Origin of the sequence: Winogradskya humida (assembly GCF_016862215.1) — a bacterium.
GTDB classification, from domain to species: Bacteria; Actinomycetota; Actinomycetes; order Mycobacteriales; family Micromonosporaceae; genus Actinoplanes; species Actinoplanes humidus.
The window spans coordinates 41,024-67,950 of sequence record NZ_BOMN01000040.1 but is presented as its reverse complement, the minus strand read 5'-3'; the positions used below and the strand labels follow the sequence as shown (position 1 = coordinate 67,950).

At 67.9% G+C, this 26,927-nt stretch carries 27 protein-coding genes and 1 tRNA gene; 14 read left to right on the top strand and 14 right to left on the bottom strand.

Annotation, left to right across the window (positions count from 1 at the left end):
- Positions 1 to 206: 206 nt before the first annotated feature.
- Complete coding sequence (locus Ahu01nite_RS16560; protein ID WP_203837417.1) at positions 207 to 1,409, top strand: GAF domain-containing sensor histidine kinase; 1,203 nt, start codon at positions 207 to 209, stop codon at positions 1,407 to 1,409.
- On the opposite strand, the gene Ahu01nite_RS16555 is transcribed toward Ahu01nite_RS16560, so the two are convergent.
- From Ahu01nite_RS16555 to Ahu01nite_RS50405, 3 genes are read right to left on the bottom strand one after another with little or no spacing between them, the layout of a single operon-like run.
- Positions 1,406 to 1,945: a PilW family protein gene (locus Ahu01nite_RS16555; RefSeq protein ID WP_203837416.1), complete on the bottom strand. Its 540-nt coding sequence runs from the start codon at positions 1,943 to 1,945 to the stop codon at positions 1,406 to 1,408. The two genes, Ahu01nite_RS16560 and Ahu01nite_RS16555, sit on opposite strands and share 4 nt — an antisense overlap.
- Before the next feature lie 30 nt (positions 1,946 to 1,975).
- Positions 1,976 to 2,623 (bottom strand): GNAT family N-acetyltransferase, encoded by a 648-nt coding sequence (locus Ahu01nite_RS16550; RefSeq protein WP_203837415.1) that lies wholly within the window; start codon positions 2,621 to 2,623, stop codon positions 1,976 to 1,978.
- Between the two features lie 20 nt (positions 2,624 to 2,643).
- Positions 2,644 to 3,525 carry a C40 family peptidase gene (locus tag Ahu01nite_RS50405; RefSeq protein ID WP_239158896.1) on the bottom strand — a complete coding sequence of 294 codons (882 nt, stop codon included), beginning with the start codon at positions 3,523 to 3,525 and terminating at the stop codon, positions 2,644 to 2,646.
- 182 nt (positions 3,526 to 3,707) lie between these two features.
- Here Ahu01nite_RS50405 and Ahu01nite_RS16540 point away from each other — a divergent pair, with 182 nt between their 5' ends.
- From Ahu01nite_RS16540 to Ahu01nite_RS16520, 5 genes are all read left to right on the top strand, one after another.
- The gene (locus Ahu01nite_RS16540; RefSeq protein WP_203837414.1) at positions 3,708 to 4,049 is read left to right on the top strand and encodes a YciI family protein; all 342 of its coding nucleotides are present in this window, start codon (positions 3,708 to 3,710) and stop codon (positions 4,047 to 4,049) included.
- Positions 4,046 to 5,236 (top strand): RNA polymerase sigma factor, encoded by a 1,191-nt coding sequence (locus Ahu01nite_RS16535; RefSeq protein ID WP_203837413.1) that lies wholly within the window; start codon positions 4,046 to 4,048, stop codon positions 5,234 to 5,236. Before Ahu01nite_RS16540 ends, Ahu01nite_RS16535 begins: the two co-directional genes overlap by 4 nt.
- On the top strand, positions 5,236 to 5,880 hold the full coding sequence (gene lipB / locus Ahu01nite_RS16530; protein WP_203837412.1) for a lipoyl(octanoyl) transferase LipB: 645 nt from the start codon (positions 5,236 to 5,238) through the stop codon (positions 5,878 to 5,880). Before Ahu01nite_RS16535 ends, lipB begins: the two co-directional genes overlap by 1 nt.
- A 42-nt stretch (positions 5,881 to 5,922) precedes the next feature.
- Positions 5,923 to 7,014, top strand: coding sequence for an acyl-CoA dehydrogenase family protein (locus Ahu01nite_RS16525; protein ID WP_203837411.1), 1,092 nt, complete (start codon positions 5,923 to 5,925; stop codon positions 7,012 to 7,014).
- 123 nt (positions 7,015 to 7,137) lie between these two features.
- Entirely contained in the window at positions 7,138 to 7,929 is a 792-nt protein-coding gene (locus Ahu01nite_RS16520) for an Ltp family lipoprotein (protein WP_203837410.1), read from the top strand.
- Between the two features lie 5 nt (positions 7,930 to 7,934).
- Here Ahu01nite_RS16520 and Ahu01nite_RS16515 read toward each other — a convergent pair whose 3' ends face one another.
- A complete protein-coding gene (locus Ahu01nite_RS16515) occupies positions 7,935 to 8,834 on the bottom strand; it encodes an AraC family transcriptional regulator (RefSeq protein ID WP_203837409.1) in 900 nt (299 codons plus the stop codon).
- A gap of 95 nt (positions 8,835 to 8,929) precedes the next feature.
- Here Ahu01nite_RS16515 and Ahu01nite_RS16510 point away from each other — a divergent pair, with 95 nt between their 5' ends.
- Positions 8,930 to 9,892 carry a quinone oxidoreductase family protein gene (locus Ahu01nite_RS16510; protein WP_203837408.1) on the top strand — a complete coding sequence of 321 codons (963 nt, stop codon included), beginning with the start codon at positions 8,930 to 8,932 and terminating at the stop codon, positions 9,890 to 9,892.
- Between the two features lie 36 nt (positions 9,893 to 9,928).
- On the opposite strand, the gene Ahu01nite_RS16505 is transcribed toward Ahu01nite_RS16510, so the two are convergent.
- From Ahu01nite_RS16505 to Ahu01nite_RS16495, 3 genes are all read right to left on the bottom strand, one after another.
- Positions 9,929 to 10,903, bottom strand: coding sequence for an NAD(P)H-quinone oxidoreductase (locus Ahu01nite_RS16505; protein ID WP_203837407.1), 975 nt, complete (start codon positions 10,901 to 10,903; stop codon positions 9,929 to 9,931).
- Between the two features lie 91 nt (positions 10,904 to 10,994).
- Entirely contained in the window at positions 10,995 to 12,392 is a 1,398-nt protein-coding gene (locus Ahu01nite_RS16500) for a ricin-type beta-trefoil lectin domain protein (protein ID WP_203837406.1), read from the bottom strand.
- The gene (locus Ahu01nite_RS16495; protein ID WP_239158895.1) at positions 12,389 to 14,269 is read right to left on the bottom strand and encodes an RICIN domain-containing protein; all 1,881 of its coding nucleotides are present in this window, start codon (positions 14,267 to 14,269) and stop codon (positions 12,389 to 12,391) included. Before Ahu01nite_RS16495 ends, Ahu01nite_RS16500 begins: the two co-directional genes overlap by 4 nt.
- Before the next feature lie 321 nt (positions 14,270 to 14,590).
- On the opposite strand from Ahu01nite_RS16495, the gene Ahu01nite_RS16490 reads away from it, so the two are divergent.
- A complete protein-coding gene (locus tag Ahu01nite_RS16490) occupies positions 14,591 to 15,757 on the top strand; it encodes a DUF1996 domain-containing protein (RefSeq protein ID WP_203837405.1) in 1,167 nt (388 codons plus the stop codon).
- Between the two features lie 116 nt (positions 15,758 to 15,873).
- Positions 15,874 to 15,961 (top strand) — tRNA-Ser (locus tag Ahu01nite_RS16485).
- Positions 15,962 to 16,017: 56 nt separating this feature from the next.
- Here Ahu01nite_RS16485 and Ahu01nite_RS16480 read toward each other — a convergent pair.
- The 5 genes from Ahu01nite_RS16480 to Ahu01nite_RS16460 all read right to left on the bottom strand — a co-directional run bounded on the left by Ahu01nite_RS16480 (position 16,018) and on the right by Ahu01nite_RS16460 (position 20,010).
- A complete protein-coding gene (locus Ahu01nite_RS16480; RefSeq protein ID WP_203837404.1) occupies positions 16,018 to 16,881 on the bottom strand; it encodes an SDR family oxidoreductase in 864 nt (287 codons plus the stop codon).
- Between the two features lie 95 nt (positions 16,882 to 16,976).
- The gene (locus Ahu01nite_RS16475; protein WP_203837403.1) at positions 16,977 to 17,750 is read right to left on the bottom strand and encodes a CDP-alcohol phosphatidyltransferase family protein; all 774 of its coding nucleotides are present in this window, start codon (positions 17,748 to 17,750) and stop codon (positions 16,977 to 16,979) included.
- A complete protein-coding gene (locus Ahu01nite_RS16470) occupies positions 17,725 to 18,786 on the bottom strand; it encodes an iron-containing alcohol dehydrogenase family protein (RefSeq protein ID WP_203837402.1) in 1,062 nt (353 codons plus the stop codon). The genes Ahu01nite_RS16475 and Ahu01nite_RS16470 overlap by 26 nt, the downstream gene beginning before the upstream one ends.
- Positions 18,774 to 19,505, bottom strand: coding sequence for a phosphocholine cytidylyltransferase family protein (locus Ahu01nite_RS16465; protein WP_203837401.1), 732 nt, complete (start codon positions 19,503 to 19,505; stop codon positions 18,774 to 18,776). Before Ahu01nite_RS16465 ends, Ahu01nite_RS16470 begins: the two co-directional genes overlap by 13 nt.
- A gap of 55 nt (positions 19,506 to 19,560) precedes the next feature.
- The gene (locus tag Ahu01nite_RS16460) at positions 19,561 to 20,010 is read right to left on the bottom strand and encodes an NUDIX hydrolase (RefSeq protein WP_203837400.1); all 450 of its coding nucleotides are present in this window, start codon (positions 20,008 to 20,010) and stop codon (positions 19,561 to 19,563) included.
- Positions 20,011 to 20,049: 39 nt separating this feature from the next.
- Here Ahu01nite_RS16460 and Ahu01nite_RS16455 point away from each other — a divergent pair, with 39 nt between their 5' ends.
- From Ahu01nite_RS16455 to eccB, 3 genes are all read left to right on the top strand, one after another.
- Positions 20,050 to 21,144, top strand: coding sequence for an aminotransferase-like domain-containing protein (locus Ahu01nite_RS16455; protein ID WP_203837399.1), 1,095 nt, complete (start codon positions 20,050 to 20,052; stop codon positions 21,142 to 21,144).
- A gap of 409 nt (positions 21,145 to 21,553) precedes the next feature.
- Positions 21,554 to 22,696 carry a magnesium and cobalt transport protein CorA gene (locus Ahu01nite_RS16450; RefSeq protein ID WP_203837398.1) on the top strand — a complete coding sequence of 381 codons (1,143 nt, stop codon included), beginning with the start codon at positions 21,554 to 21,556 and terminating at the stop codon, positions 22,694 to 22,696.
- Positions 22,697 to 22,762: 66 nt separating this feature from the next.
- The gene (gene eccB, locus Ahu01nite_RS16445; protein WP_203837397.1) at positions 22,763 to 24,226 is read left to right on the top strand and encodes a type VII secretion protein EccB; all 1,464 of its coding nucleotides are present in this window, start codon (positions 22,763 to 22,765) and stop codon (positions 24,224 to 24,226) included.
- Positions 24,227 to 24,275: 49 nt separating this feature from the next.
- Here the strand turns inward: eccB and Ahu01nite_RS16440 are convergent, their stop codons facing one another.
- Positions 24,276 to 24,875 carry a hypothetical protein gene (locus Ahu01nite_RS16440; RefSeq protein ID WP_239158894.1) on the bottom strand — a complete coding sequence of 200 codons (600 nt, stop codon included), beginning with the start codon at positions 24,873 to 24,875 and terminating at the stop codon, positions 24,276 to 24,278.
- Between the two features lie 173 nt (positions 24,876 to 25,048).
- Between Ahu01nite_RS16440 and Ahu01nite_RS16435 the strand changes: the two genes are divergently transcribed.
- Complete coding sequence (locus Ahu01nite_RS16435; protein WP_203837395.1) at positions 25,049 to 25,573, top strand: peptidylprolyl isomerase; 525 nt, start codon at positions 25,049 to 25,051, stop codon at positions 25,571 to 25,573.
- A 31-nt stretch (positions 25,574 to 25,604) separates the two neighbouring features.
- Positions 25,605 to 26,504: a rhomboid family intramembrane serine protease gene (locus tag Ahu01nite_RS16430; RefSeq protein WP_203837394.1), complete on the top strand. Its 900-nt coding sequence runs from the start codon at positions 25,605 to 25,607 to the stop codon at positions 26,502 to 26,504.
- On the opposite strand, the gene Ahu01nite_RS16425 is transcribed toward Ahu01nite_RS16430, so the two are convergent.
- Positions 26,482 to 26,919, bottom strand: coding sequence for a PH domain-containing protein (locus tag Ahu01nite_RS16425; RefSeq protein WP_203837393.1), 438 nt, complete (start codon positions 26,917 to 26,919; stop codon positions 26,482 to 26,484). The two genes, Ahu01nite_RS16430 and Ahu01nite_RS16425, sit on opposite strands and share 23 nt — an antisense overlap.
- Positions 26,920 to 26,927: the final 8 nt, after the last annotated feature.

The window sequence follows — 26,927 nt, the reverse complement described above, 5'->3', positions numbered from 1 at the left end:
TGCGGGTGCCAGGGCTTGCGCGGGGCAATAGTTGAGTCAGACATCCGACCGGGTGCGTGTGGCTGAGATCCCTGCGCTCGGTGGGATCGGTCCGCCCGCTTCGCGGGTTACGGCCAGCAAGTCGGCACCCGCCCCAGGGCGGGTGCCGACTGCCGTACCGGGCGAAACCGGCCCGATGGGCACGGACCCGGTGAGACGATCGGACCGTGAAAGCGCCGCTGCCCGAGGACGAGATCGCCCGTCTCGCGGTGCTGCATGACGCGGAAGTGCTCGACACCCTCCCGGAAGAGGACTTCGACGACATCGCGCTGCTCGCGGCGGAGATCTGTGGCACCCCGATGGGCCTGGTCAGCCTCGTCGACGAGGACCGGCAGTGGTTCAAGGCCAAGGTCGGGCTCGATCTCGACGAGACCCACCGCGACATCTCGTTCTGCGCCCACGCGCTCGGCGGCCACGAGGTGCTCGAGGTCCCTGATGCCAGGATCGATCCCCGGTTCAGCGAGAACCCGCTGGTGACCGGGGATCTCGACTTCCGCTTCTACGCGGGCGCCCCGGTCGTGCTCGACGGAACCCACTCGGTCGGCACGGTCTGCGTGATCGACCACGAGCCCCGGGAGCTGACCGCCGAGCAACGCCGTGCCCTGCGCAGCCTGGCCCGGCACGCCTCGGTCCAGCTGGAGCTGCGCCGCTATGCGAAGCACGCCGGCAACATCGCGGACCGGCTGCGCCAGCTCGACCGGATGAAGGACTCGTTCCTGGCGAACGTGAGCCACGAGCTGCGTACGCCACTCTCCTCGATCCGGGGTTACCTGGAGATGCTGCTCGAGGACGATTTCGACGCGGAGACCTCGCAGCGTTTCCTCGCGGTGATGCAGCGCAACTCGGATCGGCTGCTGCGCCTCATCGACGATCTGCTCACCGTGGCGCGGCTCAGCGACGACGGCCTAGCGCTGGACCTGAACGAGGTCGACCTGGCCGAACTCGTCCACCAGGTCACCTCGTCGTGCCGCCCGCTGGCCGAGCACCGCGAGGTCAAGCTGCGCGACCGCACGGCGAGCCCGCTGCCCGCCCGCGGCGATGCGCGGCGGCTGCAGCAGGCGCTCAACCACCTGATCGTCAACGCCATCAAGTTCACGGCGCCCGGCGGCGAGATCTCTGTGACCAGCTCCATCGGCGGCGAACCGGAGCTGATCATCACGGACACCGGGGTCGGCATCCCACCCGGTGAACTCCCGCACGTCTTCGACCGCTTCTTCCGCAGCGCCGCCGCGGACACCATGGCCGCACCGGGACCGGGGCTCGGGCTGGCGATCGTCCGCTCGATCATCGACGCGCACCACGGCAGCATCCACCTGGACAGCGAGCCCGGCCTGGGCACCACCGTCCGGCTCACGCTCCCAAAGCCTTAGCGACCTGCCGCGCAGTAGTCGTTGCCGCTGTTACGGCTGGTGTTCAGCGCGGTGAAGGTGGCCTGTTCCTGATCGGCGTCCGTTTTGAGGTCGATGGCGAGCTGCTGGTAGCCGAGCCGCTCGGTGGGGCCTACGTAGGTGAACGGCGCCGTAGAGACGATCCCCGAAGCCAGCGGCTGCCAGGCGGTGGGGCGGATCGGCGATTCCCCGTACGCCCAGGTGCGCTGGGAGAGCACCCCGGCCTGGACGCGCAGCTGGACGCATTCGTCCTTGAGGTTCTGCACGCTGAGGAAGTCGATCGTCGTCGCGCCGGTCGCCGGGGTGGTGCTGATGCCCCGCGCATACCGGACTTCCCGGTCCAGTCGCTGCAGGGCGATCCCGAGCTGCGACTGCGCGACGGACTTCCTCTCGATCGAGTTGGCCGACCGGTACATCGACAGGATGCTGGTCGTGAAGATGGTCAGCACAACCATCATCACGGTGCTCGACACGATGACGTCGACCAAGGTGAAGCCCGCGTCGGACGCCTTCCTCATGCCCCGTTCATCGGCTGCGGCCCGCTCGATTCAAGAAGACAGGCCGAACATCGCAAGGCAGGGCTCAAGACCGGAGATCTCGACTTCGACCGTACGCGCGGAGTCCCACCCGGCACGGTCGAGAACCATGCGGCGGCCGATTACGGGCTCACCGCGTACAACATGGCGTTGTGTCCCGTTCTCTTGATAGCCGAGCTTCGCAGAGACCCGGTAGGACGCGTGGTTCGTGGCGAACGCCTCGGTGGTCGCGTGTTCGGCGCCCAGCCCGGCGAACGCGAGCGCCAGCACCGCGGCGCGCATCTCGGTGCCGTACCCCTTCCCCTGATGCGCCAGGCCCAGCCAGGACCCGGTCTCCACCTCCCGCAGGATCGCGAAGTTCTTCGCGGCGATCTCCTGCGTCCCGATCACCCGGCCGTCGGCGACCGCCACCATCGGCAGCGCCCAGTGCTCGGGTGTCCAGCGGGAGAGCACCTGCCAGTGCCACTTGATCGTGGCGCGGGCGCGCTCCCCGGGCTCCGCGTCGGTCCAGGGCGTGACGAACGGCATGAACGCCGGATCGTGCACGCCCCCGGCCGCCTGCGACGCCAGCTCGGCGAGATCGTCAAGGTCGGGTTGGCGAAGTTCGAGCCGCGGCGTACGCAGCCGCAGCCCGAACATCGGCCAATGCTCTGCAATCATGGCGACGATTGTCACAGAGATCAGAAACGCTCGATGTGCAACCCGTTGTAGAGCCTGCGATACACCACCCCGGTACGCGAGTTCCCGGCGTCGATCATCATTCCGCCGCCCATGTAGACCCCCACGTGCCCACTGCCGACAACGAGGTCGCCGGGGCGCGCCGCCGCTCGGGAAACGGTGTGCGCGCGAGCCGCCTGCCCACCCGAGGAATGCGGGAGCCGCAGACCGGCACGGGCGTACGCGCTCTTGGTGAATCCCGAGCAGTCGTACGAATTCGGGCCCTCACCGCCGCTCGCATAACGCTTCCCGACCTGCGCCCGGGCAAAAGCCAGGACGGCTCCCATTCCGGCCGGGGTACGACGGTTCGCCGCGCGCTTGGCCCGCTGCCGGACGGTTCGATGGGCTCTTTGTGCCGCGAACTTGCGTGCGGGTGCCCGGCGGGCCACCTCGCGCTTTGCCACGGCGCGGCGCTTGGCCACAGCCCTGCGCTGAGCGGCGGCTTTACGGGCGTTGAGGGCGCGGCGCTGCGCGGCGGCACGTTCGGCTGCGGCGCGGCGGGACTGCTCCCGGCGTACGGCGCGAACTTGTCGGTGCGCCGCACGCAGCGCGGTCGCGGCAGGACGGGCAGCCGAACGCCGGACCGCGGCTCGTGAGGCCGTCCGCTTCTCCAGAAGCCGGCTTTCCAGGGCCGGTGACGTTGCGGCTGCGGCGGTCGCAGCGATGGGGGAATTGTGCATTTCCGCGGCGACATCAACGGGTTCGAGTGCCGGGGTGCTGACGGCCAGCGCGAGAGCGCCGGCGGCCAATACACGGCCGGTGGACGGACGGGACAGCGAAGCCTCCGAACTCGGCCCGGGGCACTCACGCGAATCCCATTCGTACGCGACCGGACCTGCAGCCACGCCGGTTGTCACCCGTTGAGCAGCGACAATGGGAACCCGGGCATTTGGTAATTCCGTCGACCATGCCAACACACAAACGGGTCGACTAAAGGCGGAACAGAAAAAATGATCCCGGCCAGGAGTCGAAACGAGTGACGCCCGTTCGTGTACTGGACATCGGAGAAACTATTGAGGAGCCTGCGATGAAGACATACCTGCTGAGCATCTACCAGCCCGACGGACCGGCCCCGGAAGCCGCTGTTCTCGAGCCGATCATGCGTGGCCTGGCGGCCCTGACCAAGGATTTGCAGGACGCCGGAGCCTTCGTTTTCAGCGCCGGTTTGTGCCCGCCCGACACCGCCACCGTCGTGCGCTCGGGCGCCACCGGCGCCCTGGTCACCGACGGTCCGTTCACCGAGGGCAAGGAACACCTGGGCGGTTTCACGGTGATCCAGGCACCCGACCTGGACGCCGCGCTGAAGTGGGGCGAGCGGATGGCCGCGGTGACCACGCTCCCGATCGAAGTCCGGCCCTTCCAGCAGTGACCGACCCCATCGGCGACGTCCATCGCGCGGAGTACGGCCGCGCGGTGGCCGTCCTGACCCGCTACCTCGGCGACCTCGACCTCGCCGAGGAGGCGGTGCAGGACGCGTTCACCGTGGCAGCCGAGCGCTGGCCGCAGGACGGACTGCCACCGAGCCCGGCCGGCTGGATCATCACCACCGCACGGAACCGGGCAGTCGACCGCCTCCGGCGCGAAGCCGTGCGTGGCGAGAAGGAGGCGGAGGCCGTGCGGATACGTGGTGACGAGCCCCCGAGCGACCACGAGGACCTGCTGCGACTGATCTTCACGTGCTGCCATCCGGCGCTGCGGCAGGAGGCGCGGGTCGCGCTCACCCTGCGGCTGCTCGGCGGGCTGAGCACCCCGGCGATCGCAGCCGCCTTCCTGGTGCCGGAACCGACGATGGCCCAGCGGATCGTCCGGGCGAAGGCGAAGATCCGGGACGCGGGCATCCCCTATCGCGTACCCGGCGACGACGAGCTGACGCAACGGCTGCAACCGGTCCTGGCCGTCCTCTACCTGATCTTCAATGAGGGGTACGCCGTCAGCAGCGGCCCGGCCCTGACCCGTGACGATCTGTGCACGGAAGCCATCAGGCTCGCCAGGATGCTCGTCGGCCTGATGCCCGCCGAACCGGAGGCGCAGGGACTGCTCGCGCTGATGCTGCTGATCGCCGCTCGCCGGCCCGCGCGAACCACAGTGGATGGTGCGCTGATCCGGCTCGGTGACCAGAATCGGTCCATGTGGGACAGAGCGCTTCTCGAGGAGGGTCAGGCGATTGTGCGCACCTGCGTGCAACTTTCGCGGCCCGGCGCGTACCAGATCCAGGCGGCTGTCAATGCGGTCCACAGCATCGCGCCGACCGCCCCGGCCACCGACTGGGCCGCGATCCTGACGCTGTATGACCAGCTCATGGCCCTGACGCCGACGGCGGTGGTCGCCTTGAACCGAGCGGTCGCACTGGCGGAGGTACACGGTCCCGCCCCCGCACTGGAGATCGTCGACAGCCTGCCGCTCGACGGCTACTACGTGTTCCACACGGTGCGCGCCGAGCTGCTATCCGCACTCAGCCGCAAGCAGGAGGCGACCTCCGAGTTCGAACGGGCAGCGGCGGCCACGGGGAACGAGGCTGAGCACGCTTACCTGCTGAGGCGGAGCAGACTGGGGTGATGCAACGCGTCGACCTCGGGGAAGTGCCGTACGACGATGCCATGCGCAGCATGGCCGGCTGGGTCGCGGAGCGGCAGGCTGGCACCGCGCCCGATCGCCTCTTCCTGCTCAGCCATCCCCCCGTCATCACGTACGGTCACACCACGCCCGTCGCCGACCTGCCCGGATCGTTGTCGGACATCCCGGCCGTGCAGGCTGACCGCGGCGGCCACGCGACCTACCACGGCCCCGGGCAGCTGATCGGATATCTGGTTCTTGACCTGCACAAACGGGGCCCTGGTGACATCGTCCGGTGGCTGGAGAACGGCCTGATCGCCGCACTCGCCGATCTTGGTTTCCCAGCGGTACGCCGCGACACGCCGAAGGGATCACCCAGCCTGGTCGGCGTGTGGACGCCGGACGGCCGCAAGCTCGTCTCGATCGGCATGCGCATCCGCGGCGGCGTGACCAGCCACGGGTTCGCCCTCAACATCGACCCGGACCTGTCGGTTTTCGACACTTTCGTGGCCTGCAGCCTCGACGATGTCGCTATGACCTCGCTACGGCAGCTCTCGGCCCAGCAGGGCATTCCGCTCCCGCCCGACGCCGAGATCCTCGACGCTGTCGCCCTCCGCCTGGGGGTTTCCGCCCGATTGGGTTCATGATGCTCGACCCCCACCGGTCAGTCATCCGCAATACTCAGCGTTATGCCGCTGTCACTTCTTGACGATCTCCGGACGCTCGCGCCGACGATCCGGAAACTCGCGCCGCAGATCGAGCAGGACCGCGAGATCCCGGCATCGCTCATCGACCAGCTCGCGGCCCTGCGCGTCTTCCGGCTGGCCGCCCCGGCGGACTGCGGCGGCCTCGAGGCGGACCCGGTCATCCTGATCCGCATCTTCGAGGAGCTGGGCCGCGCTGACGGTTCCACCGGCTGGACCGCGATGATCGCCGCCGCCACCGGAATGGCGCTCGGCCACCTCCCGCCGGCGACCGCCCGGTCCATGCTGGATGATCCGCGCTTCCTGATCGCCGGAGTCGCCGCCCCGACCGGCCGCGCCACCCCCGTCGAAGGCGGCCACCGGGTCACCGGCCGCTGGGCCTTCGCCAGCGCCAGCCGCCACGCAACCTGGCTGGTCGGCGGTGCGCTCACCCCGGCAGGCCCGCGCCTGTTCATCATGGAACCATCGTCCCTCACCTTCCACGACACCTGGCACGTCTCCGGCCTGCGCGGCACCGGCAGCAACGACTTCGCAGCCGACGACGTGTTCGTTCCCGATGACCGCACCTTCTCCCTCGCCGAACCCCCGACCCAATCAGGCGCCCTGTACGCCTTCCCCGCCCTGTCGCTGCTCGCGCTGGGAATCGGCGCGGTATCCCTCGGCATCGCCCGCGCGGCGATCGAGGACTTCACCGAACTGGCGAAGTCCAAAATCAACCCGCTCACCGGGAAGCCTCTCGCCTCCCGGCCCACCGCACAGACGGCCGTCGCGCACGCTATGGCGTTACATGGCGCTGGGTTCGCGTACCTATCGGAAGCCGTCGCGGCAGCCGGCCCGGACACAGCCAGCCGAGCCCTCCTCCGCCTAGCTATCACCACCGCCACCACCAACGCCGCCCAAGCAGTCGACCTGGTCTACAACGCCGCCGGCGGCGACGCCGTCTACGCCGCCAGCCCCCTGCAACGCCACTTCCGCGACATCCACGTCGCCACCCAGCACGCCATGGTGTCGCCCGAGGTCACCGAGACAGTGGGCGCGCTATTACTCGGCGAGGAAGTGAGCAGCGCCCGAATCTGAAAGACGGCCATCCCGCGGCTCAGATGACGACCGCTCCGACCGATGAAAACGCCGATCCTGTCCGCCAGAGATCGGTAGCGGGAGGCAGTCGAGCCTCTTCGCGTCGAGGAGGTCACGCCTGCCATGTCCCTGCCGCCGTCCTACGCCCCGGTCCCGCCTTTCGCCCAACAGCCGGTCAAAAGCGCCCTGTCGCTCTGGGCGCTCAGCATCGGTGTCGCCGCGCTCGTGCTCTCCTGGGTCCCGGTTCTCGGCATGCTCCTCGGCTTGGCCGCCATCGTCGTCAGCGCCATCGCCCTGACCAAAGTCGTGAGCAAGGCCAGGTCCGCCATCGGCCTCGCGCTCGGCGTCGTGGCCCTCATCGTCAACGTCATCGTGATCGCGGCGCTGGGTTCCACCGCCGAGACCATCGTGAACGCCGCGGCCACCAGTCCCGTAGCGACGATCGCGACCACCGATCCGAGCATCCAGCCAGTCGTCGAAGCCACCACCCAGCCGACAGCAGCGCCCATCGTGAAACCGACTACGACGCCCCCGACCATCACGCCCACCACCAAGGCCGCACCCCCGGCCGTCAAGCCCACGACCAAGGCTCCGACCTCCAAACCGCTGTCCGCTGAGCAGCAGAATGCGGTGCGGGCGGCCAAGAGCTACCTCGAATTCACCGCCTTCTCCCGCACGGGGCTGATCCAGCAGCTGTCCTCGGATGCTGGTGACGGCTACTCGCGGAAGGCAGCGACCTACGCCGTGGATTCCCTGCACATCAACTTCAATGAGCAGGCCGCCAAGTCGGCCAAGAGCTACCTCGAATTCACATCGTTCTCCCGCAAGGGGCTGATTCAGCAGTTGGAGTCCGACGCCGGGGACGGCTACACGCATTCGCAGGCGGTCTATGGAGTCAACAAAGCCGGCCTCTGAGCTGGTCAGCCGCGGGTGAGGCGGTAGCGGGCGGGCGACTTGCCCCGCGATCGGGCGAATGCTCGGACGAAGGCGGGTGCTGAGCCGTAGCCGACGGCTGCGGCGATTGTTTCGATGGAGTCGTGGGTTTTGCGGAGGCGGTTGGCGGCCAGGTCCATGCGCCATTGGGTCAGGTAGGCGCCGGGGCTCTGGCCCATGGCGGCTGGGAAGCGGCGGGACAGGGTTGCCCGGGACACTGCGATGGCGTCGGCCAGGGCTGCGGTTGTCCAGGGTCTGGCCGGGTCCGCGTGGAGGTGTTCAAGGGCCTGGTGGACGATCGGGTCCTCGAAGGCGCCCAGCCAGGTGCCGCGGAGCTCGGGTGGGCGGGTGGGGATCCAGGCTCGGAGGAGTTGGATCAACATCACGTCGACGAGGCTGTTGAGCAGGGCTGTTGTGGCGAATTGGGGGTGGGTGAGCTCGCGGCCGATCATGCGTACGGTGTCGTCGAGACCGGGCGTTCCTGAACCGGCGGTCATGTGCAGGAAGTCGGGCAGGGTGCCGAGGATCTGGGTACGGGCTTCGTGATCGCAGTCGTAGTGAACGGTGACGATGCGAGTGCGTACGGGCGGTTCGCCCACCTGGATCACGCCGCTCGCCGGCAGCTGCGTGCACGGTGTTGCCGTGGGGCCGGGCGCGTCGCTCAGCCGGTGGGGGACGACGGTCGGGATCAGCGCGATGTCGCCGGTGACCAGTTCGATCGGGTCGCGGCCGGGCAGGGACAGCCACGCGCTGCCGCCGGTGACCGCGTGCAGTGCCGCCCCGGGGTAGTCGTCGAGGGCAAGGCTCCAGCCGGTGCCGGCCTCGATCCGGGCGCCGACGGTGCTGCTGACCCCGGACACCTCGAGGACGTCGGTCACCAGATCCATGCTGCGATCTTATCCACGCTCGTGAGGCACAGGATCAATTTTTTGACGCATACGAGCATCGACTGTCGCGCCACCCGCTTCGTACGGTGGGAATCATGAAAGCACTCGCCGCCACCGGTTACGGACAACCCGAACAGCTCACGATCGCCGATCTGCCGGTCCCCGAGCCCGGCCCGGGGCAGATCCAGGTGAAGATCGCCGCGGCGCCGATCAATCCGACCGACATCCGGGCCGTCGCGGGGTTGTTCCCCGTTCCTTTGGACTTCCCGTACGTGCTGGGGACCGAGTTCGCCGGGACTGTCACGTCATTGGGCGCGGGCGTTACGGCGTACCAAAAGGGTGATGAGGTGTTCGGGCAGGCGCTGCCGTATTCGCTGCGGGCGGCCGTCGGTGACGCGCCGAACCCGTCGCTGAGCACCGGCACCCTGGCCGAGTACGCGGTCTTCGAAGCCGCCACCCCGAAGATCGCCCACCGCCCGGCGAGCGTGCCTGCCGACCTCGCCGCCGTCCTGCCGATCTCCGGCGGAACCGCCCTCGCGCTGATGAGCGTCGCCAAGGTGCAGCCCGGCGAGTCGGTGCTGGTCATCGGCGCAACCGGAGGTGTAGGCGCCACGGTGATCCCGTTGCTGGCCGGCGCCGGCGCGAAGGTTATCGCCACCGCTCGTACGGCCGCGGCGGCTGATTTCCTCCTGGCGGGCGGAGCGGATCGGATCGTCGGCTACGACGAGTACCCCTCGGGTGTCGACGTCGTACTCAACCTGGTGCTCTTCGCGGACGGCCTCCCCACCGCCGCCCTGGCCCTGCGCCCCGGAGGCCGCCTGGTCTCGATCGTCTGGCCCGCACCGGAGCTTTCGCAGACCGGCCGTGACGACATCGACCTGCACTTCATCTTCGACATGGACGGCACGCACGGAACGCGCGAGGTGGGCCAGGCAGCCGCCGCCGGAAAACTGACGGTGCCGATCGCCCACCGCTACACCATCGACGAGGCCACCGAGGCGGCCATCCACTATGCCCGGCGCAGCCCGTTGGGCAAGATAGTCGTCACTTTTCCCTAAGGGAGGGGCGCCGATGACCGGCTGATCAGAGAGGGGTTACGCCAGCAGGAGGATCTTGCCTAGGTGGTCGCTGGCTTCCATCAGGCGGTGGGCTTCGGCGGCGTCGGACAGGGGGAAGGTCCGGTCGATGATGGGGCGGATGGTGCCGGCGTTGATCAGGGGCCAGACCTGGGTGTGGACGCCCTTGACGATGCGGGCTTTGTCGGGGATCGGGCGGGGGCGCAGGGATGTTGCTGAGAGCGAGGCGCGTTTGGTCAGCAGCTTGCGGAAGTCGAGCTCGGCTTTGGTGCCGCCCTGCATGCCGATGGTGACGATGTGGCCGTCGGTGGCGACGGCTTCGAGGTTCTGGGCGAGGTATCTGGCGGCGATGATGTCGAGGATGACGTCGGCGCCGTGGCCATTGGTGAAGTTTTTGACAGCTTCGACGAAGTCGGTGTCGGTGTAGTCGATGGCCAGGTCGGCGCCGAGCGCTTTGAGCTGGTCGTGTTTCTGTTTGCGGGCGGTCACGATGACCGTGGCGCCGAGGGCCTTGCCGAGCTGGACGGCGAAGGTGCCGATGCCACCGCCGCCGCCGTGGACGAGCAGGGTCTGGCCCTGGCGCAGGCGGGCGATGTCGACGACGTTGGACCAGACCGTGCAGGCAACCTCGGGGAGCGCTGCTGCTTCCTGCACCGAGAGCCCCTGCGGGATCGGGAGAAGCTGGCCTGCGGGGATCGCGACCTGCTCGGCGTAGCCACCGCCGGCCAGCAGCGCGCAGACCCGCTCGCCGATGTGGTGGCCGGTGACGTCGGCGCCGACCGCGGCGATCACGCCGGAGCATTCCAGGCCCAGGTAGGGCGAGGCACCGGGCGGTGGCGGGTAGGAGCCTTGGCGCTGCATCACGTCTGCGCGGTTGACCGCGGTGGCGGTGACCTGGACGATCACCTCGCCCGGGGCCGGGGACGGGTCGGGGACCTCGGTCCACGTGAGCGCTTCGGGGCCGCCGGGCTTGTCGATCGTGATCGCGTGCATGGAAACAGCTTGCCCCACGCGTACGACAGAAAACGAAGAAGGCCCGCGGGCGGCACCCACCGCCACCCGCGGGCCTTCCGATCGGGAGATCTCAGCCCTTGTAGGCACCGATGATCTTGGTGAACTCGTACGCCGACTGCGTGACGCCGCTGCAGGTGTCGTCGTTCGGGTACGCGCCGGAGCACTGCCGGTCGCGGTTCAGCGACCAGAACGTGAGCCGGGCGATCTGGTGCTGCTGCGCGTACGTCGTGATGGTGCGCATGTCGGCCAGGGTCACGACGGCGTTCTCGTCGGTGATCCCGTTCATCGAGGAGATGCCGACGTGCTTGTACGCGTCCGCGTCGCTGTAGCCGTACGCCGTCTTGAGCTTGTTCTTGAGCCCGTCCGCGGCCTGGATCGTCAGGGCGCCCTGGTTGTTGCCGGTGCTGCCCCAGTCGAACGTCATGATGCCCCAGCCGTCGACCTGCAGACCCGAGGCCGCCGCCCGGTTGATCAGCGAGCTGTCCGGCCCGGTCGTCAGGCTGCCCAGCGTGATGTACGTCGTGATCCCGGGGTTGTTGGCCTTGATCGTCTTGAGGGCGTCGACCGTTTTCTGCTGGTCCGTCGCAGAGTTGTAGGGCGTGCCCTCGATGTCGATGTCAATTGCCTTCAAGCCATAAGCATTGATGACCTTCTGGTACGCGGCAGCGAGCGCGGAAGCACTGGAACAGGTGTGCTCGAGCCACGGGCCGGCCGCGCCACCGAACGAGATCACGACGTCGCCGCCGTTGGCGCGAATGGTGTTGATCGCCGTCTGGTCAGCGCCGCCGGTAAGCGCGCGGCTGCCGTCCCATTTCGGGTCACAGGTGCCGCTGTTGAGGATGAACGCCATCGTGTACCAGGTGACACCGGTCGCGTTCTTGACCGTGGTGAGGTTCGGCGGGTTGCCCCAGCCGGTGTAGTAGTACGGCGCTACGGCCTTGGCGCCCGGGCCACCAGTGGTAGGAGGAGGCGTCGTGGGGGGCGTCGTTGAGCCGGCGACTGTCCACTTCTGGTTCGCGGCGCCCGTACACGTCCAGATCTGCAGTTTGGTGCCGTCGGTCGAGGTGTTGTTCTTGACGTCGAGGCATTTGCCGGACGCGGTGTTGATGATCGCGCCGTTGCTGATCTGCCATTTCTGGGACGCCACCGTGTCGTAGCAATCCCAGACGTGCACCGCCGCACCGTCGGTCGTCGCATTGTTGGCGACGTCGAGACACTTGCCCTTCACCTGCAGCGAGCCGTTGTCCGCGGCCGTCCAGGTCTGGTTGGAGGAACCGGCCACACACGTCCAGATCTGCGGCAGGTTGCCATTCGTGGTCGACCCGTCGGTCAGGTCGAGGCATTTGCCGCCGAGCCCCGAGATCGAGCCGGTCGTCGCGGCCATCGCATTCGTCACGCCGAGCAGGCCGAGCGTTCCGACGGCGAGGGCCGAGGTGGAGAGGGCGAGGATTTTCGACCGTAGTTTCATGCGGGCACGTTCCACTTCTGGTTGGCGGCGCCCGTGCAGGTCCAGAGCTGCAGTTTGGCGCCGTTCGCGGAGCTGTTCCCGACGATGTCCAGGCATTTGCCGGCACCGGCGTTCACGAGGTCATGGGCGGCGTTGAAAGTCCACCGCTGATTGGCGCCACCGGCGCAGTCCCACAGCTGCACGGCCGAGCCGTCCGCCGTGCCGTTGTCCTTGACGTCCAGGCACTTTCCGAGCGCGCGAACCGTCCCGTCCGCACCGACCGTCCAGCTCTGATTGGGCCCGGCGGTGCAGCTCCACATCTGCGGAAGATTGCCGTTCACCGTCGAGCCGCCGGTCACATCGAGGCAGGTGCCGAGATTGCTGGTGATCGCGCCACCCGTCGTGCCACCGCCCCCGGACTGTGTGCCGGACCAGGTGAAAGTCGCGGACGTACGGGTCGGCAGGCTGTACACAAAGGACTGGCCGCCCCAATTCACCTTCACGGTCTGCGTGCTGCCGCTGGTGTTGTAGGCGATCAGCGCCTTGGAGCCGTCGGGGTTCTTCCACGCCACGTTCTTGACGGTGCTGTTGGCCGTCGAATCGACGCGTACGGCGCCCGGCCTAACAAATTTCGTCAGGTGACCCATCGTGTAGTACTCGACGGTGTAATCGACCTGCCCGCTGCGGCTGTCCCCGTTGTGCACGGTCACCAGGCCGGTGCAGGTGCCACAACCCCCGTTGTGCGGACCCATGTTCTGGTCGACCGCGAGGCTCCATTTGGTCCACGAACGGGCCCAGTTACGGGTGTAGTCGATGAGGTTGTTCATGTCCTCGGCGTGCTGATTGCCGACCCAGGTGCCACCGGAATGCTCGGTGAAGTACTGGTTCATCGAGGGGTACTGAGTGCGTACCGTCGAAGCCTTGCTCGGATCGCCGCCGTAACCGTGCCAGGCGACGCCGCCATAATTGGGGTGGTTCCGGATCGTCGCGTCGTTGACCAGGGGCGCGCCCCATGTGTCGTAGTCGCTGTAATTCCAGTCGTGCACCAGCAGTTTCGTGCTCAGCCCGGCCGCTTGCAGCGCCGGCAGCAGGTCGTTCTTGGCGAACGACTGCAACCCCGAAACACTCCACTGCATGGACGGATAGCCGGCACAGCAACCGGGTTCGTTCTGCTCAGTCACATAATTCACGTGTACGCCCTGAGCCTCGTACCCCTGGATGTACTTCACGATATACTGGGCATAAGCCTTGTAGTACTCCGCCTTGAGGTAACCCTGGTCGTACGAGTTGTTGTCCTTCATCCAGGACGGCGCGGACCACGGCGAGGCAAAAAGCGTGAGCTGGGGATTGAGGCTCCGCGCCTGCTTCGTCAGCGCCAGCACATCCACGTCACGGGTCAGCGTGAAATCGTTGAGGTCGCAGCACGTCCCGTCGTACGAATAGCTGCTTCTCGCAAGGTCACTGGACCCGATGACATTCCGGACAGCGCTGACGCCGATGCCCGCGGTGGGGCTGAAAAGCTTGTTCATGACGTCAGCCTTCGTGGCCGCACTCAGCGCACCACTGCCATTGATGAGCCACGCCGCGGTGTCCGTGAACGACGCACCGGCACCCTCGAACTGCTGGTACGTGGTGTTCTCATTGACGGTGATCGTCTGGTTGGCACTGCCCGAGCTCGCCGCGAAATTCACCGGCGTCTGCTGCTGCAGCCCACGCGTGACGGTCCGCCCGGCACTGTCACTGGTGGTCGTCAGATAGACCTGCACCTGCTCGTTCGCCGCAAAGGCACTGGGCGCGAGCACCATCGCGGTGCCGGCGCCGACCAGAACCGAAGCGGTCAGCAGGGCGGTCCGGGCTCTCGTTCCTCTGGTTCCTCTGGTTCTTCTGGGGATGGGCACGGTGGGGACTCCTTGGCCGAAGGTGGGGGCCTGGCCGTAATAGGTAAGGCTCTGAACAATAAACATGCCCATCTATGCTGTGTCAACCAGGCATCTCGCTCCCGGGAGCGATGTTTCTGCAGCTCAGAAGCCTGTTAAGACAGTTAATATAAGTTTCGCTTAGCTACTGTCGGCTACCGCTCGGGTGCATAACAAGAACTTCGTCGATCAGAGCCGATCAGGCAGCGGATGCACCCCGCGCCGCCCGACCTTTCTCAGTGGCCTTGAGCTGCGGGTACGCGCACTCCAAGACTGGTCGCAGTCTTGGAAGGGAGCCCGGTCATGCAGCACAGACGCCCCACCAGCCGGCGACGGATCATCGCGCCGGCAGCTTTCGTCGCTGCGGCACTGGCGGTGACGGTTGCGGGGTCGCTCACGTACGCGTCAGCTTCCGACCGCCCGCGCCACCACAAGCCGTCGGCCCGGCCCGCGGCCTCCCCCTCCGTCGCTCCAGCGATCACCGCTTCGGCGTCCCGATCCGCGTCCGCCTCGGTCTCCGCGTCCACGCCGGCCTCCGCCCCGGTCTCTGCCTCCGCCTCGGTCTCCGCGGGGAACGGCTACGTCATGGCGCCCGACCCGGTGACGAACGTGACGCCGTCGAACCTCGTGCCCGAGCACAAGTTGTTCCACGAGTTCCAGGCGAACTGCGCCGTCAGCCGCACCAACCTGCCGGACGACCCGATCGTCTTCCCCAAACTCCCCGGCGCCTCCCACTCGCACACATTCATCGGCAACACGACCACCAACGCCGACACCACCCCGGCATCGCTCTCGGCCGGCGCGACCAAGTGCCTGGCGAAGGGCGACCTGTCCGCGTACTGGATGCCGACGCTCTACAAAGGCGACAAGGCAGTCAACCCGGTCGGCGTACAGACCATTTACTACAAGACCGGCGTCAACGACTACACCTCGGTCCGCCCCTTCCCCAAGGGCCTGCGCTTCGTAGTGGGCAACGCCAAGAACACCGACTCAGCCGCGTTCCTGAAAGCCACCGTCGAAGGCTTCGAATGCGGCGACAGCTACAAGAACGCCGACATCCCCGCCACCTGCCCCAGCACGGCCAGCACCCAGCTCAACATCCGCTACCAGGCCCCGAGCTGCTGGGACGGCATCCACCTGGACACCCCTGACCACCAGAGCCACATGGCCTACCCGATCATCAAGGACTACCCGATCGGCGCCGTCTGCCCCGACGACCACCCGGTCGCCCTCCCGATGCTCGAATTCAAAATGGCCTGGCCCGTCAACGGCGACATGTCCGACATCCACTTCGCCAGCGGCCGCGGCTACACCTTCCACTACGACTTCATGAACGCCTGGGACCCCGCCACCCTCCAAGCCCTGGTCAAGGCCTGCATCAACGGCGGCCGCCAGTGCAACGCCCGGGGCTACGACGAACGCGAATCCCCCTCGACGGCAGTCCTCACCACCGGCTACGTCCTCCCCTGACCACCCACCCATCCCCCAGACAGGGGCCTGGCCGACGCGGGGGCGCGCCGGCCAGGCCCCGTGTCCGTTCAGCACACCCGAACCCCATCTGGCAGACTGAGTACCGCCACAAGCCGGGAGGGCTCGCCTAGTGGCCGATGGCGCCGGTCTTGAAAACCGGTGAGGCGTTACGCGTCTCCGTGGGTTCGAATCCCACGCCCTCCGCTTCAAACACCGAAAGGCCCAGCTGATCGCTGGGCCTTCAGTAGTTCTGCTTCCGGTCAGGCCGCGGCGGGCTTGGGGTAGTGGCGGCGAAGGTTGGCGGCGCTTACTCGGTCGAGGGTTCGGTCGGGGAGGAAGCGGGACAGGCCGATGAGCATCGCGGCGTCGCGGCCGACCGTGTACCGGGTTCGGGGTCTGCGGGCGGTTACCGCCTTCGCGATGATTCGGGCGGCCGCGTCGGCAGTCAGGCCTGAGGCCGTGCCCGTTTCCATCAGGGTGTTGATCGCGTGGACCAGGCCGCCATAGCGACCCTCTTGCTCGGGTGTCATCTGCGCGGCCAGGTGGTTGGCCGTGGCCACCCCGCGGTGGGCGATCTCGGTGCGGACGCCGCCGGGTTCGATCACGATCACGTGTACGCCCAGAGGTGCCACCTCGCGCCGAAGGGCATCGCTCACCGCCTCAAGAGCGAACTTCGCCCCCGCATAGGCACCGTACGTGGGCATGGCGACCTTGCCGCCGATGGAGCTGATGTTGAGCACGCGGCCCTTGCTGCGCAGTAATGCAGGCAACAGTGCCTGGGTCATCGCGATGTGGCCGAACAGGTTGACCTCGAAGACCCGGCGCCATTCCGGTAGAGGGAGGGACTCGACCGGGCCGTTGACCTGGATGCCGGCGTTGTTGATGAGGGCGTGCAGCGGGCGGCGGTCGGCCGCGACGCGGGTAGCCAGCGCTGCCACCTGGTCGGGCTCGGTGATGTCGAGGATGACCGGCTCGACGCCTGCGGTCCGGATGGCGTCGCCGTCGATGTCCCTGCGGACGCCTGCCAGGACGTGAAATCCCTGGCGGGCCAGTTCGTGCGCTGTGGCGGCGCCCAAGCCGGTGGAGGCTCCGGTTACGACGGCCAGTTTCGGGGATGTTGTCACGAGTAATAATGTATGCAGCGACAACAATGATGTCAACGACAACTTTGCCACATGAAAACGGCGGCCGGTCGACCGGCCGCCGTTGGTGAAGAGGGTTAGAGGCGTAGGGCCTGGCGGCCGGAGAAGGCGATGCTGGCTGCCAGGAATGCGCCGTTGATGAGGGTGAAGGCGCCGATTACCCAGATTGTCCATTGGGGAGCAACCGTGAGGACCGCGCCGGCCAGGGCGATCACCGCGCCGTAGTCGCGGACCAGTTTGACCACGCGGATCGGGAGGGCGCTGCTGGTCACCATGCTGGAGGCCTGGTCGCCGCCCTGCATGACCGAGGTGACCAGGTTGACCATCCAGGTGCCGGCGAAGGCTGCCAGGAGCCAGGCCGGGGTGGCCGGGACCTGCGCGGATGCCGTGGCGCACAGAGCCGCTACCAGGGCGATCTGGGCTGCTACGTCGCAGAGGACGTCGACGCGGCCGCCGGCGGTGCTCGCTTGGCCGGTGACGCGGGCGAGTTGACCGTCGGAGCAGTCGAGGCCGTAGGCGAACTGCCAGCCCAGGAGCGCCAGCAGGCCGATCGGCCAGGCCCAGATGCGGCCTTCGGCGACCGGGCCGGCCGCTGCGACCACGATGAAGGACACCAGGCAGCTCAGGCCGAGGTTGGCGACCGAGAGGACCGTGGGGGCTAGTTGGTATTTGTGGGCGAAGACGGCGATGTGGGAGCCGAGGCGCTGGCTGATCGCCTCGCTGAAGAGGCCGCCTCCGCGGTTGACCTTGTAGTAGTCCGCTGCCGTCGGCGCGGATGAGGCAGGCGGCGGCGGGCCTGCCACGGTGGTGGCGTTGGGGGGATTCTCAGCGCTTGGCGACGGCGTCGACATAGTCGGCCAGCTTCCTGCGGATCTCTTCCGGGGTCATCGCGAGGTGTTCGAGGATCGTGTAGCGGTCCGGGCGGGTGCGCGGCGCGAACTCGACGATCTGGACGAACTGCTCCACGTCCAGGCCGACGTCGGCCGGGGTGCGGGGCAGTTGGTGGCGGGCGAGACAGTCCGACATCTCACCGAAGCGACGTTCGTCGCCGCGGAGGAAGGTGCAGAACAGTGCGCCCATGCCGGCGAGTTCGCCGTGCGAGGCGGTGTCGGGAAAAAGCGAGTCCGTGGCGTGCATGATCTCGTGGCAGCCACCGCTGGAAGGCCGGCTGCTGCCGCAGACCGCCATGGCGAGGCCGCTGGAGATCAGGGCTTCGGCGAGCACCGTCACGAACGCATCGTCGGTCATGTCACCGGGCATGTTGAGGACCGCTTCGGCACCCATGCGGGCCAGGGACGCAGCGAGGCCGTCGACCGGTTCGCCGCGGACCTCGCGGGCGAGCTCCCAGTCGGCGAGCGCGCTGATGTTGCTGATCACGTCGCCGATGCCGGAGCGGTTGATGCGTTCCGGGCCGTTCTCGACGAAGTCCAGGTCGACGATGACGGCGATCGGGATGTGTACGCCGTACGACCCCTTGATGCCGTCGTTGACCAGGCTGGCGACCGGGGAGGCGACGCCGTCGTTCGCCAGGCTCGTCGCGACCGAGACCATGGGCAGCGCGTACCGGGTGGCGGCGTACTTGGCGGTGTCGACCGTTTTGCCGCCGCCGATCGCCACCACCGCGTCGTACGAGCGGGAGCGCAGTTTCGCGCCCAGCTCGATCGCCGCGTCGAGGGTGCCGCCGACGGTCGTGTAGACGTCGGCGGACTTGAGTGACGGGCGGATCAGCTCCGCGATCTTCTCGCCCTGGCCTGGGCCGACCACCACGGCCACATCGCCGCCGGCGGAGATCCGGCCGTCGGCGAGGATCGCGCCCAGGTCGCTGACGGCGCCCCGGCGGACGTCGATGTGCAGCGGCGTCTGGACGCTACGGGCTAGTAGCGGCATGCGATTTCCCGCGCCTTGGCGAGGTCGTCGTGGTTGTCCACCTCGACCCAGGGGATGTCGCCGATCGTCGCGGCGCGGATCTCGCCGCCGCGGTTGGCGAATTCCTGGTAGCCGTCTTCGTAGTACAGGTCGGGGTTCTTCTCCCAGGTGGCCTTGAGACAGTCGGCCAGCTCGGCGGCGGCTTCAGCCTCGATGACCGTGGCGCCGATGTACTCGCCGAACGCGTCCGCGGGATCCATGATCTTCGTGATCTTCGTGAGCCGTCCATCTTCCGAGAAGATCGTTTTCATCTCCTCGTCAGCAAGCTTCTTCACATTGTCAACAGCGAGAAGAATGCCCGGGCCACGGCTGGCGAGGAGGGTCTGCTCGACACTGACGGGGTGCACGGTGTCACCGTTCACCAGCAGCGCGCCCTGCGCGAAACGGTCACGCGCGAGCCAGAGCGAGTAGGCGTTGTTCCACTCCTCGGCCTTGTCGTTGTAGACCAGGGTGATCTTGACGCCGTACTTCTGCTCGAACGCGTCCTTGCGCTCCTCGACCGCGCTCGCGCAGTAGCCGACGACGATCGTCACGTCGGTCAGCCCGGCGGCGGCCAGGTTGCGCAGGGAGATGTCCATGATCGTGGTCTCCCCGTCCACGGGGACGAGCGCCTTCGGCAGCGTGTCGGTGTAGGGACGCAGCCTGCGTCCGGCGCCGGCGGCGAGTACCAGACCGATCATGGGGTGGTTCCTTCCGAAGTTCGAGGGGGGTGCCAGCAGAGGATAGTCGGTGCTCTCACGTCCCGAGACCGTGCAGGACCGCGAAGCCGTCCTCCGCGAGCTGACGGATCATGCCGTCGTTGATGTGGGCGCTCTCGTCCAGCACGTCGAGCTCATCGTCGGCGAGCCAGCGGAACTCCGTGTGTTTACCCACTTCGAGCTGTGGGCGTGCGAGATCGCCGTCCACGCGTACCAAAAAGTCTGTTTCCCAGCGCTCGAAGCCGTCCTCGCCGGTGTATCGGTAGTCACCGACGGTGGCGAGCACCTCGGCGAGATGCCAGCCGGTCTCCTCGTGGATCTCCCGGGCGAGCGCCTCGGCGACCGTTTCGCCCGGTTCGAGGTGGCCGCCCACGACATCCCAGGAATTCGGGAAAAGCTTCCGTTGGGCCGATCGCTTCTGGAAGAAAATACGGTTGTCCGCGCCCACGACGAGAGCGGCAGCGACACGTAGCGGTTCCTGGGACACGATTAAAAATGATATAGAGCCTGCTCGTAAGCTGAGGGTATGACCGCTGAGCAGCTGATCTCATTCGCACGAGGCGCACCGTCGCTCGACATCATCGACGTGGCCGGCCTGAAGGCCGCCGCCGCGCGGGCCTTCGACGCCGATCCGGCCGGGATGACGGCCTACGGCACCTCCGTCGGCTACCTGCCGCTGCGAAAGTGGATCGCGGACAAGCACGGCGTCACGCCCGACCAGGTCATCGTCACGAACGGCTCGCTGCAGGCGGATGCCTTCTTCTTCAACCACCTGGTGAAGCCCGGCGATGACGTGATCGTCGAGAAGCCCACCTACGACCGCACCTTGCTGAGCCTGCAGAACCTCGGCGGCAAGGTGCACCAGGTGACGCTCGAGTCCGACGGCATCGACGTCGAGGAGCTGCGCGAGCTGCTGAAGTCCGGCGTACGCCCCAAGTTCGCCCACATCATCCCGAACTACCAGAACCCCGCGGGCATCACGCTCTCGCTGGAGAAGCGCCGGGCCCTGCTCGAGCTGGCCGCGGAGTACGAGTTCCTGATCTTCGAGGACGACCCGTACGTCGACATCCGGTTCCGTGGCGAGGCGCTGCCCTCGATGCTGTCGATGGACACGAACAGCCTGGTCGTGCACGCGTCGAGCTTCACCAAGACGGTCTGCCCCGGCGTGCGGGTCGGCTACCTGGTCGGCCCGGCGGCGTTCATCGACGCGGTCGCCAAGAAGGCCACCAACCTCTACATCTCGCCCGGCATGGTCTCCGAGGCGATCGTGCACCAGTTCTGCGTCTCGGGCGACATCGACCGCTCGGTCCAGACCGTGAGCGCGGCCCTGGGCGAGCGCGCGCGGGTGCTGGCGGAGTCGCTGCGCAAGCACATCCCGGGCGCCACCTTCACGGAGCCCGACGGCGGCTACTTCCTCTGGGTCGACCTGCCCGACGACGTCGACGTGGACAAGCTCTTCCTCGCCGGCATGAAGAAGGGCGTTGCGATCGTCAAGGGCACCGACTTCCTGCTCGAGGGCGGTCAGAGCTCGGTACGGCTCGCGTTCTCCGCGGTGACCGTCGACCAGATCGACGAGGGTGTCCGCCGGATCGCCGAAGCCATCGCCGAACTCAAGGCGTAACCGGCCCACCTGTCGGGTTTCCGACAGATAGCGCTGTCCGCCGGTTCCGGGTTTCCCCCGGGACCGGCGGACAGCTCACAATGCTTGCGGCGTCAGGCTGCATGATCATGCGGTTTGGCGCGTTGACACCCACCCCGCCCCCTGGCGCCGGGCGGGCCGTGCCCGCACCCTTCACCCCCCGAAATGCGGCCGGCCCGCCCGGCGCCCCCCGGCTCCCGGCTCCCGGCCCTGGCAGGCCTGTCTCCCGGCTCTCCCGCCCTGGCGGGCCCGGCTCTCGGCTCTCCGGCCCTGGCCGGCCCGGCATCTGGCGGCGGACCGCCGGGCCGTTCACGGGCAACCCCGCGGGCGTAACCTCGTGCGGGACCCCGCCACCTCGGCCGGAACCGCAGCACCCCTGGGGGAGGCAGTCATGAGCGAAGACAGCGTGCGCCGCAGCCGGCAGGTCGGCGTCAACAGGTCCCTGTCGCGAGCGTGGACCGCCCCCGTCAGGGCGATGAACCGCTTCCTCGGCACGGTGGACGGTCAGCCGCCGCCTCCGGGCGAGAAGTTCCAGGGCAGCTCGGTTGTCGACTGCGGTGTGTACGTCGAGGGCAAGCGCGAGCCCGGCGAGTTCAGCCCCGATGAGGCGCTGGCCGAGGCGTGCAGCCGCGACAACGCGTTCGTCTGGCTCGGCCTGCACGAGCCGACCCAGGAGGAGATGTCCTCGATCGCCCGCACGTACGGCCTGCACGAGCTGGCCGTCGAGGACTCCGTGAAGGCGGAGCAGCGGCCCAAGCTGGAGCAGTTCGGCACGGTGCACTTCCTCGTGCTGCGGACAGCCCGTTACGTGCCGCACGGTGAGCTGACCGAGACGTCGCAGATCGTCGAGACCGGTCAGATGATGATCTTCGTCGGCGAGCAGTTCGTGATCACGGTCCGGCACGGCGACGCCACGAAGCTCGCGCCGGTCCGCGCCGACATGGAGGCCCGGGGTGACCTGCTCGCGCAGGGTCCGTGGGCCGTCGCATACGCCGTGACCGACCGGATCGTGGACGCGTACATCGAGGTGGCCGACCAGGTCGAGGCGGATCTGGACATCATCGAGGAGGGCGCGTTCTCCCGGGACCGGGGCAGCCCGGTGCAGGCGATCTACCAGATGAAGCGCGAGATCGTGGAATTCCGTCGCGCGGTGGTGCCGCTGCAGCGCCCGCTCGCCACGATCACCGCGCCGCAGAGCCGGCTCGTGCCCAAGGAGATCCGGCGTTACTTCCGGGACGTGCAGGACCATCTGACGCGTACGGTCGAGCAGGTCTCGTCGTACGACGATCTGCTGAACTCGATCCTGCAAGCACGTCTGGCGCAGGTGACCGTCGACCAGAACAACGACATGCGCAAGATCGCCGCGTGGGCCGGCATCTCGGCCTGGTGGACGGCGGTCGCCGGGGTCTACGGCATGAACTTCGCGCACATGCCGGAAACCCAGTGGCGCTACGGCTACCCGGTGGTGATCACGGTCATCGTCGGAGTGTCCGTGCTGCTCTACCGTGCTTTCCGTCGCAACGGGTGGCTCTGACCCTGCCCCCCATGAACGGTCGCTGACCTTTACAGTGGCGGTTGTCGAACCGGGGAGGGAAGTCGCGTGCCGTCTCGGCAGGATCAGCTGCACTCGTACCAGTACTCGCAGCAGCGGGTGGTGGCTGCGCTGGTTTCCCACGATCCCGACCCGCACCGCTCACCGCTGCGCCGGGCCGGGGCGACCGTGCTGGTCAGCGTCGTCGTCGCGGCGCTCGCGGTCGGTGGCGCCGCCGTCTACGGCCTGATCACGGGCAACAGCTCGGTCGAGCCGCGGGACGACAAGGTCGTCTTCATGGAGAAGGGCACGGGCGCGCGCTACGTCTATCTGAAGTCCGACGACAAGATGCACCCGGTGCTCAACTACACGTCGGCGCTACTCATCACGAACTCCACGGAACCCTCGATCAAGAACGCCTCCCAGAAGAGCCTCGCCGAGGTCCCGCTGGGTGACCCGCTCGGCATCCCGAACGCTCCCGACACGCTGCCCGCGGCCAAGGACGGGCTGCTGCCAGCGATCTGGACGGTGTGCTCGCAGATCCCCGACGGTTCCGGGCCCAAGAGCGTGGTGTCGCTCGGCGAGTCGATCAGCGACGGCACGCTGCTGCCGGTCCCGCGCGCCGACACCCCCGCCGCTGAGCTGCGCGGCCTGCTGGTCAGCGACTCGTCCGACCGTACGTTCCTGGTCTACGGCAACAAACGCTTCCTGATCCCGGCCAACCGCCTGGAGCAGACGCGGGTGCGTTTCGGGTGGAACCAGGAGCCCCTCAAGGTCGCCCCGGCCTGGGTGAATGCGATTCCGCTCGGGCCCGACCTCGCCGCACCGTCGATCGACGGCTTCGGGGACGACTCCGAGGTGGCCCCGGGTTACCAGGTGGGGCAGGTCCTGCTCGTGAAGGGCGACAACGGCTCGCCCGACCAGTGGGGCGTCGTGCTCAAGGACGGCATCGCCGACCTCACCGACGTGCAGGCCCGTCTGCTGCGCGCCGAGCCCGACTTCCTGGGGCAAAAGGAACTGGACATCACGCTCTACGGCAGCCTGGCCAACAAGGCGCGGTCGAAGACGCAGCTGGTCACCCAGGCCAACGCCGACGGGGTGCCGCCCTCGGTGCCGGTGTTGCTCAACGGCCCGGAAAGCGTCTGCGCCACGTACAACGGCGGCAACAACGGGGCTGTCAGCATCCGGATCGGCCCCACCGTTCCCGTCGGCACGGCTGTTGTCGGCTCCACGACGACACAGGGCGACGTACAGGCCGATCAGGTGAAGGTGCCGCGCGGCAAGGGCGCACTCGTGGTCTCCGCGGCCTCCCCGACCGCCCCGGCGACCATCGGCACGGTCAGTGTGATTACCGACACCGGTCGCAGCTATCCGCTCGCCAGCCGCGATCTGCTGTCCCGCCTCGGTTACGCCGGTGTCACTCCGGCGGCCATCCCGACCCAGCTCGTCGGACTGCTGCCGGTGGGCCCCGCCCTGGATCCGGAGCGTGCCCGGCAGGCGATCACCACCGTCGAGGACAAGCCTACGAACTAAGCAGCGGCCGGGCCCTCGAAAGGGTCGGCCGCCGCTTGGTCGCTGCTGGTCAGATCTTGTTGACCGGGGGAATGACCGGCTCGGTCTTGCCGACCGGCGTCGTGAAGCCCGACGGTCCCGCGAGATCGGCCGGCTCGAACGCCGAGTCGTCCGCCCCGACCTCGGCCGGGTTCACCGGGCCGCTGGGGTCGTACTCGTCCCACTGCGCGTTGCGACGCTTGCGGACGAAGTAGGCACCGGCCGCACCGACCGCGGCGCCGGCCAGCGCGAGACCCACGAGCTTGCGGCCCGTACCACTCTGCTTGCGGCCGATGACCTTGTTGGCCCGCTTCTCGAGCCTCTTGGCGTTCTTCTTGTTGGCCTTGACCGCCTTCTTGCTGGTCACAGCCGACTTCTTGCCCACCTGCTTGGCGTTCTCGCTCGCCGCCGCTACCAGCGGGGCCAGCGTCGCTACAGCGCTTCCCCAACCGCTGGAGGCAGCGCCCACCGCGCGGTCGGTCGCGGGCTGAACCCGGTCACGAGCTGCGGAGATCTTCGGCCCGACGGTTGCGCTGGTCTCCTGGGCGGCGATCGAGGCCGCGCGCCTGAAGTGATCAACGCTCTGACCGAGCTCGCTCTTCATCTTGGCGTTGCGGTTCTTCCGTCGCATCGATGCGAACACCAGTGCCCACCTCCTGAGGTATCTCCCACGACCATGCTGCCCTCTTGGGTACCCCCGCGTAGCCGGTTCAGACACATGGGGGAGGATCCGAACTGCAAAGAACTGTCCTGCGCCGGTCGTAATCTCGCGAACCGGCGACCGCGACACCGATAGGAGTACCCGTGGCTGAGACGCTTTACGCCACCCTGCACACCAACCACGGACCGATCCGGCTGCAGCTCTTCCCGGACCACGCGCCGGCGACCGTGCGCAACTTCGTGGAACTCGCGGAGGGGACCAAGGACTACGTCGACCCGCGGACCGGCCAGAAGGGCAGCGGCCCGTACTACGACGGGACCATCTCCCACCGGGTCATCGCGAACTTCATGGTCCAGATGGGCGACCCGACCGGCACCGGCCGCGGCGGCCCGGGCTTCCAGTTCGCCGACGAGTTCCACCCGGAGCTCCAGTTCGACCGCCCCTACCTGCTCGCGATGGCGAACGCCGGGCCGGGCACCAACGGCTCGCAGTTCTTCATCACGGTCGGCCCGACGCCGCACCTCAACCGCCGGCACACGATCTTCGGCCAGGTCGCCGACGAGCAGTCTTCCAAGGTTGTCGACTCCATCGCGACCACGCCGACCGGCCCCGGCGACAAGCCCCGCGAGGACGTCGTCATCGAGCGCGTCGAGATCGAGCGCGCGTAAGGGATTTTCACCCTCCGGGTAACCTTGGACCATGAGTGAGTCTCCGGTGACGGCGCCCGTCTGCTATCGGCACCCGTCCAAGGAGACATACATCCGGTGCACCCGCTGTGAGCGGCCCATCTGCCCGGATTGCATGAACGAGGCTTCGGTCGGTCATCAGTGCCCTGAGTGCGTCGCCCAAGGGCGGCGCACTCAGCCGGCGGCCCGCACCGCGTTCGGCGGCAGCCTGGCCGGTCGCGCCGCGATAGCCACCAAGTCACTGATCGGCATCAACGTGCTGGTCATGGTCATCTCGATCCTCTCCTCCGGCAGCGCCAACGCGGTCGCCGGCGGGGGGCTCGGTGGCCTGCTCGGCGGCAGCACCCCGCTCACCGACTGGGGCTCGGTCGTCAGCTACACCACGGTCGGTGAGATGGGCATCTCGGGCAACGGCGAGTGGTGGCGCCTGTTCACCGCGATGTTCCTGCACTACGGCGTGATCCATCTGCTGCTGAACATGTACGCGCTGTGGATCCTCGGCCGTGACATCGAGGGCACGCTCGGCCCGCTGCGCTTCACCGGCCTCTACCTGCTGGCGGGCTTCGGCGGCAACGTGGCGGCCTACCTCTTCACCGGCCCCAACACGCCGACCGCCGGTGCGTCGACCGCGGTCTTCGGCCTGATGGCGGCCATGCTGGTCCTTCTGAAGCGGCTCAACCTGAGCATCGCCCCGATCCTGCCGGTGATCGTGATCAATGTCATCTTCACGTTGACGGTCAGCAACATCTCGATCCCCGGGCACCTCGGCGGGATGCTCACCGGGTTTCTGGCCGCGATCGCCATCGCCTACGCCCCGCGGGACAAACGCAACCTCGTCCAGGGTGTCGGGCTCGGCGCGATCTTCCTGGTGCTCGTCGTGCTCGCGGTGGTCAGGACGATGTCTCTGCCGTAATCGCGGCTTCCCGCAGCTCGGCGAGGGCCTCGGCCACCTCGTCCGGCTCGGTGCCCAGCTCGTGCACGCTGAGCAGGTGCAGGCTGTCGCCCGCGTCGATCTCGAGGAGATTGCTGCGGATGCCACGGCGGGCGCGGGTGTCGACGCGTACGTGCTCGATCTGGGACCAGGGCAGGTGGCGCCGGGCGGCGTAGCCGGTGACCACGGTGACCCCCGTCAGGTCCGCGGCGAGCCGGACCGGCCTGATCAGATCGCGCAGCGCCCAGCCGGTGAGACCCGCTGCGACGGTCAGGGCCAGCACCCACTGCACCGGATCATTGCCACCGAAGGCGACCACCAGGACCACGAGCGCCACCGCGCCGAGCAGTTTCGTCACGGGCAGCACGGGCTTCACCCGCCACAACAAAGGCGACATGCCCACCA

What these genes read in the sequence shown, in the direction of transcription:
- Ahu01nite_RS16520 (WP_203837410.1), top strand. Translation starts at nt 7,138, where the DNA reads ATGTCCCTGCCGCCGTCCTACGCCCCGGTCCCGCCTTTCGCCCAACAG.
- Ahu01nite_RS16500 (WP_203837406.1), bottom strand. Translation starts at nt 12,392, where the DNA reads ATGAAACTACGGTCGAAAATCCTCGCCCTCTCCACCTCGGCCCTCGCC.
- Ahu01nite_RS16475 (WP_203837403.1), bottom strand. Translation starts at nt 17,750, where the DNA reads ATGTCGACGCCGTCGCCAAGCGCTGAGAATCCCCCCAACGCCACCACC.
- Ahu01nite_RS16505 (WP_203837407.1), bottom strand. Translation starts at nt 10,903, where the DNA reads ATGCACGCGATCACGATCGACAAGCCCGGCGGCCCCGAAGCGCTCACG.
- Ahu01nite_RS16510 (WP_203837408.1), top strand. Translation starts at nt 8,930, where the DNA reads ATGAAAGCACTCGCCGCCACCGGTTACGGACAACCCGAACAGCTCACG.
- Ahu01nite_RS16525 (WP_203837411.1), top strand. Translation starts at nt 5,923, where the DNA reads ATGCCGCTGTCACTTCTTGACGATCTCCGGACGCTCGCGCCGACGATC.
- Ahu01nite_RS16450 (WP_203837398.1), top strand. Translation starts at nt 21,554, where the DNA reads ATGAGCGAAGACAGCGTGCGCCGCAGCCGGCAGGTCGGCGTCAACAGG.
- Ahu01nite_RS16455 (WP_203837399.1), top strand. Translation starts at nt 20,050, where the DNA reads ATGACCGCTGAGCAGCTGATCTCATTCGCACGAGGCGCACCGTCGCTC.
- Ahu01nite_RS16440 (WP_239158894.1), bottom strand. Translation starts at nt 24,875, where the DNA reads ATGCGACGGAAGAACCGCAACGCCAAGATGAAGAGCGAGCTCGGTCAG.
- Ahu01nite_RS16430 (WP_203837394.1), top strand. Translation starts at nt 25,605, where the DNA reads ATGAGTGAGTCTCCGGTGACGGCGCCCGTCTGCTATCGGCACCCGTCC.
- Ahu01nite_RS16555 (WP_203837416.1), bottom strand. Translation starts at nt 1,945, where the DNA reads ATGAGGAAGGCGTCCGACGCGGGCTTCACCTTGGTCGACGTCATCGTG.
- Ahu01nite_RS16540 (WP_203837414.1), top strand. Translation starts at nt 3,708, where the DNA reads ATGAAGACATACCTGCTGAGCATCTACCAGCCCGACGGACCGGCCCCG.
- Ahu01nite_RS16425 (WP_203837393.1), bottom strand. Translation starts at nt 26,919, where the DNA reads ATGTCGCCTTTGTTGTGGCGGGTGAAGCCCGTGCTGCCCGTGACGAAA.
- Ahu01nite_RS16465 (WP_203837401.1), bottom strand. Translation starts at nt 19,505, where the DNA reads ATGATCGGTCTGGTACTCGCCGCCGGCGCCGGACGCAGGCTGCGTCCC.
- Ahu01nite_RS16515 (WP_203837409.1), bottom strand. Translation starts at nt 8,834, where the DNA reads ATGGATCTGGTGACCGACGTCCTCGAGGTGTCCGGGGTCAGCAGCACC.
- Ahu01nite_RS16490 (WP_203837405.1), top strand. Translation starts at nt 14,591, where the DNA reads ATGCAGCACAGACGCCCCACCAGCCGGCGACGGATCATCGCGCCGGCA.
- lipB (WP_203837412.1), top strand. Translation starts at nt 5,236, where the DNA reads ATGCAACGCGTCGACCTCGGGGAAGTGCCGTACGACGATGCCATGCGC.
- Ahu01nite_RS16470 (WP_203837402.1), bottom strand. Translation starts at nt 18,786, where the DNA reads ATGCCGCTACTAGCCCGTAGCGTCCAGACGCCGCTGCACATCGACGTC.
- Ahu01nite_RS16550 (WP_203837415.1), bottom strand. Translation starts at nt 2,623, where the DNA reads ATGATTGCAGAGCATTGGCCGATGTTCGGGCTGCGGCTGCGTACGCCG.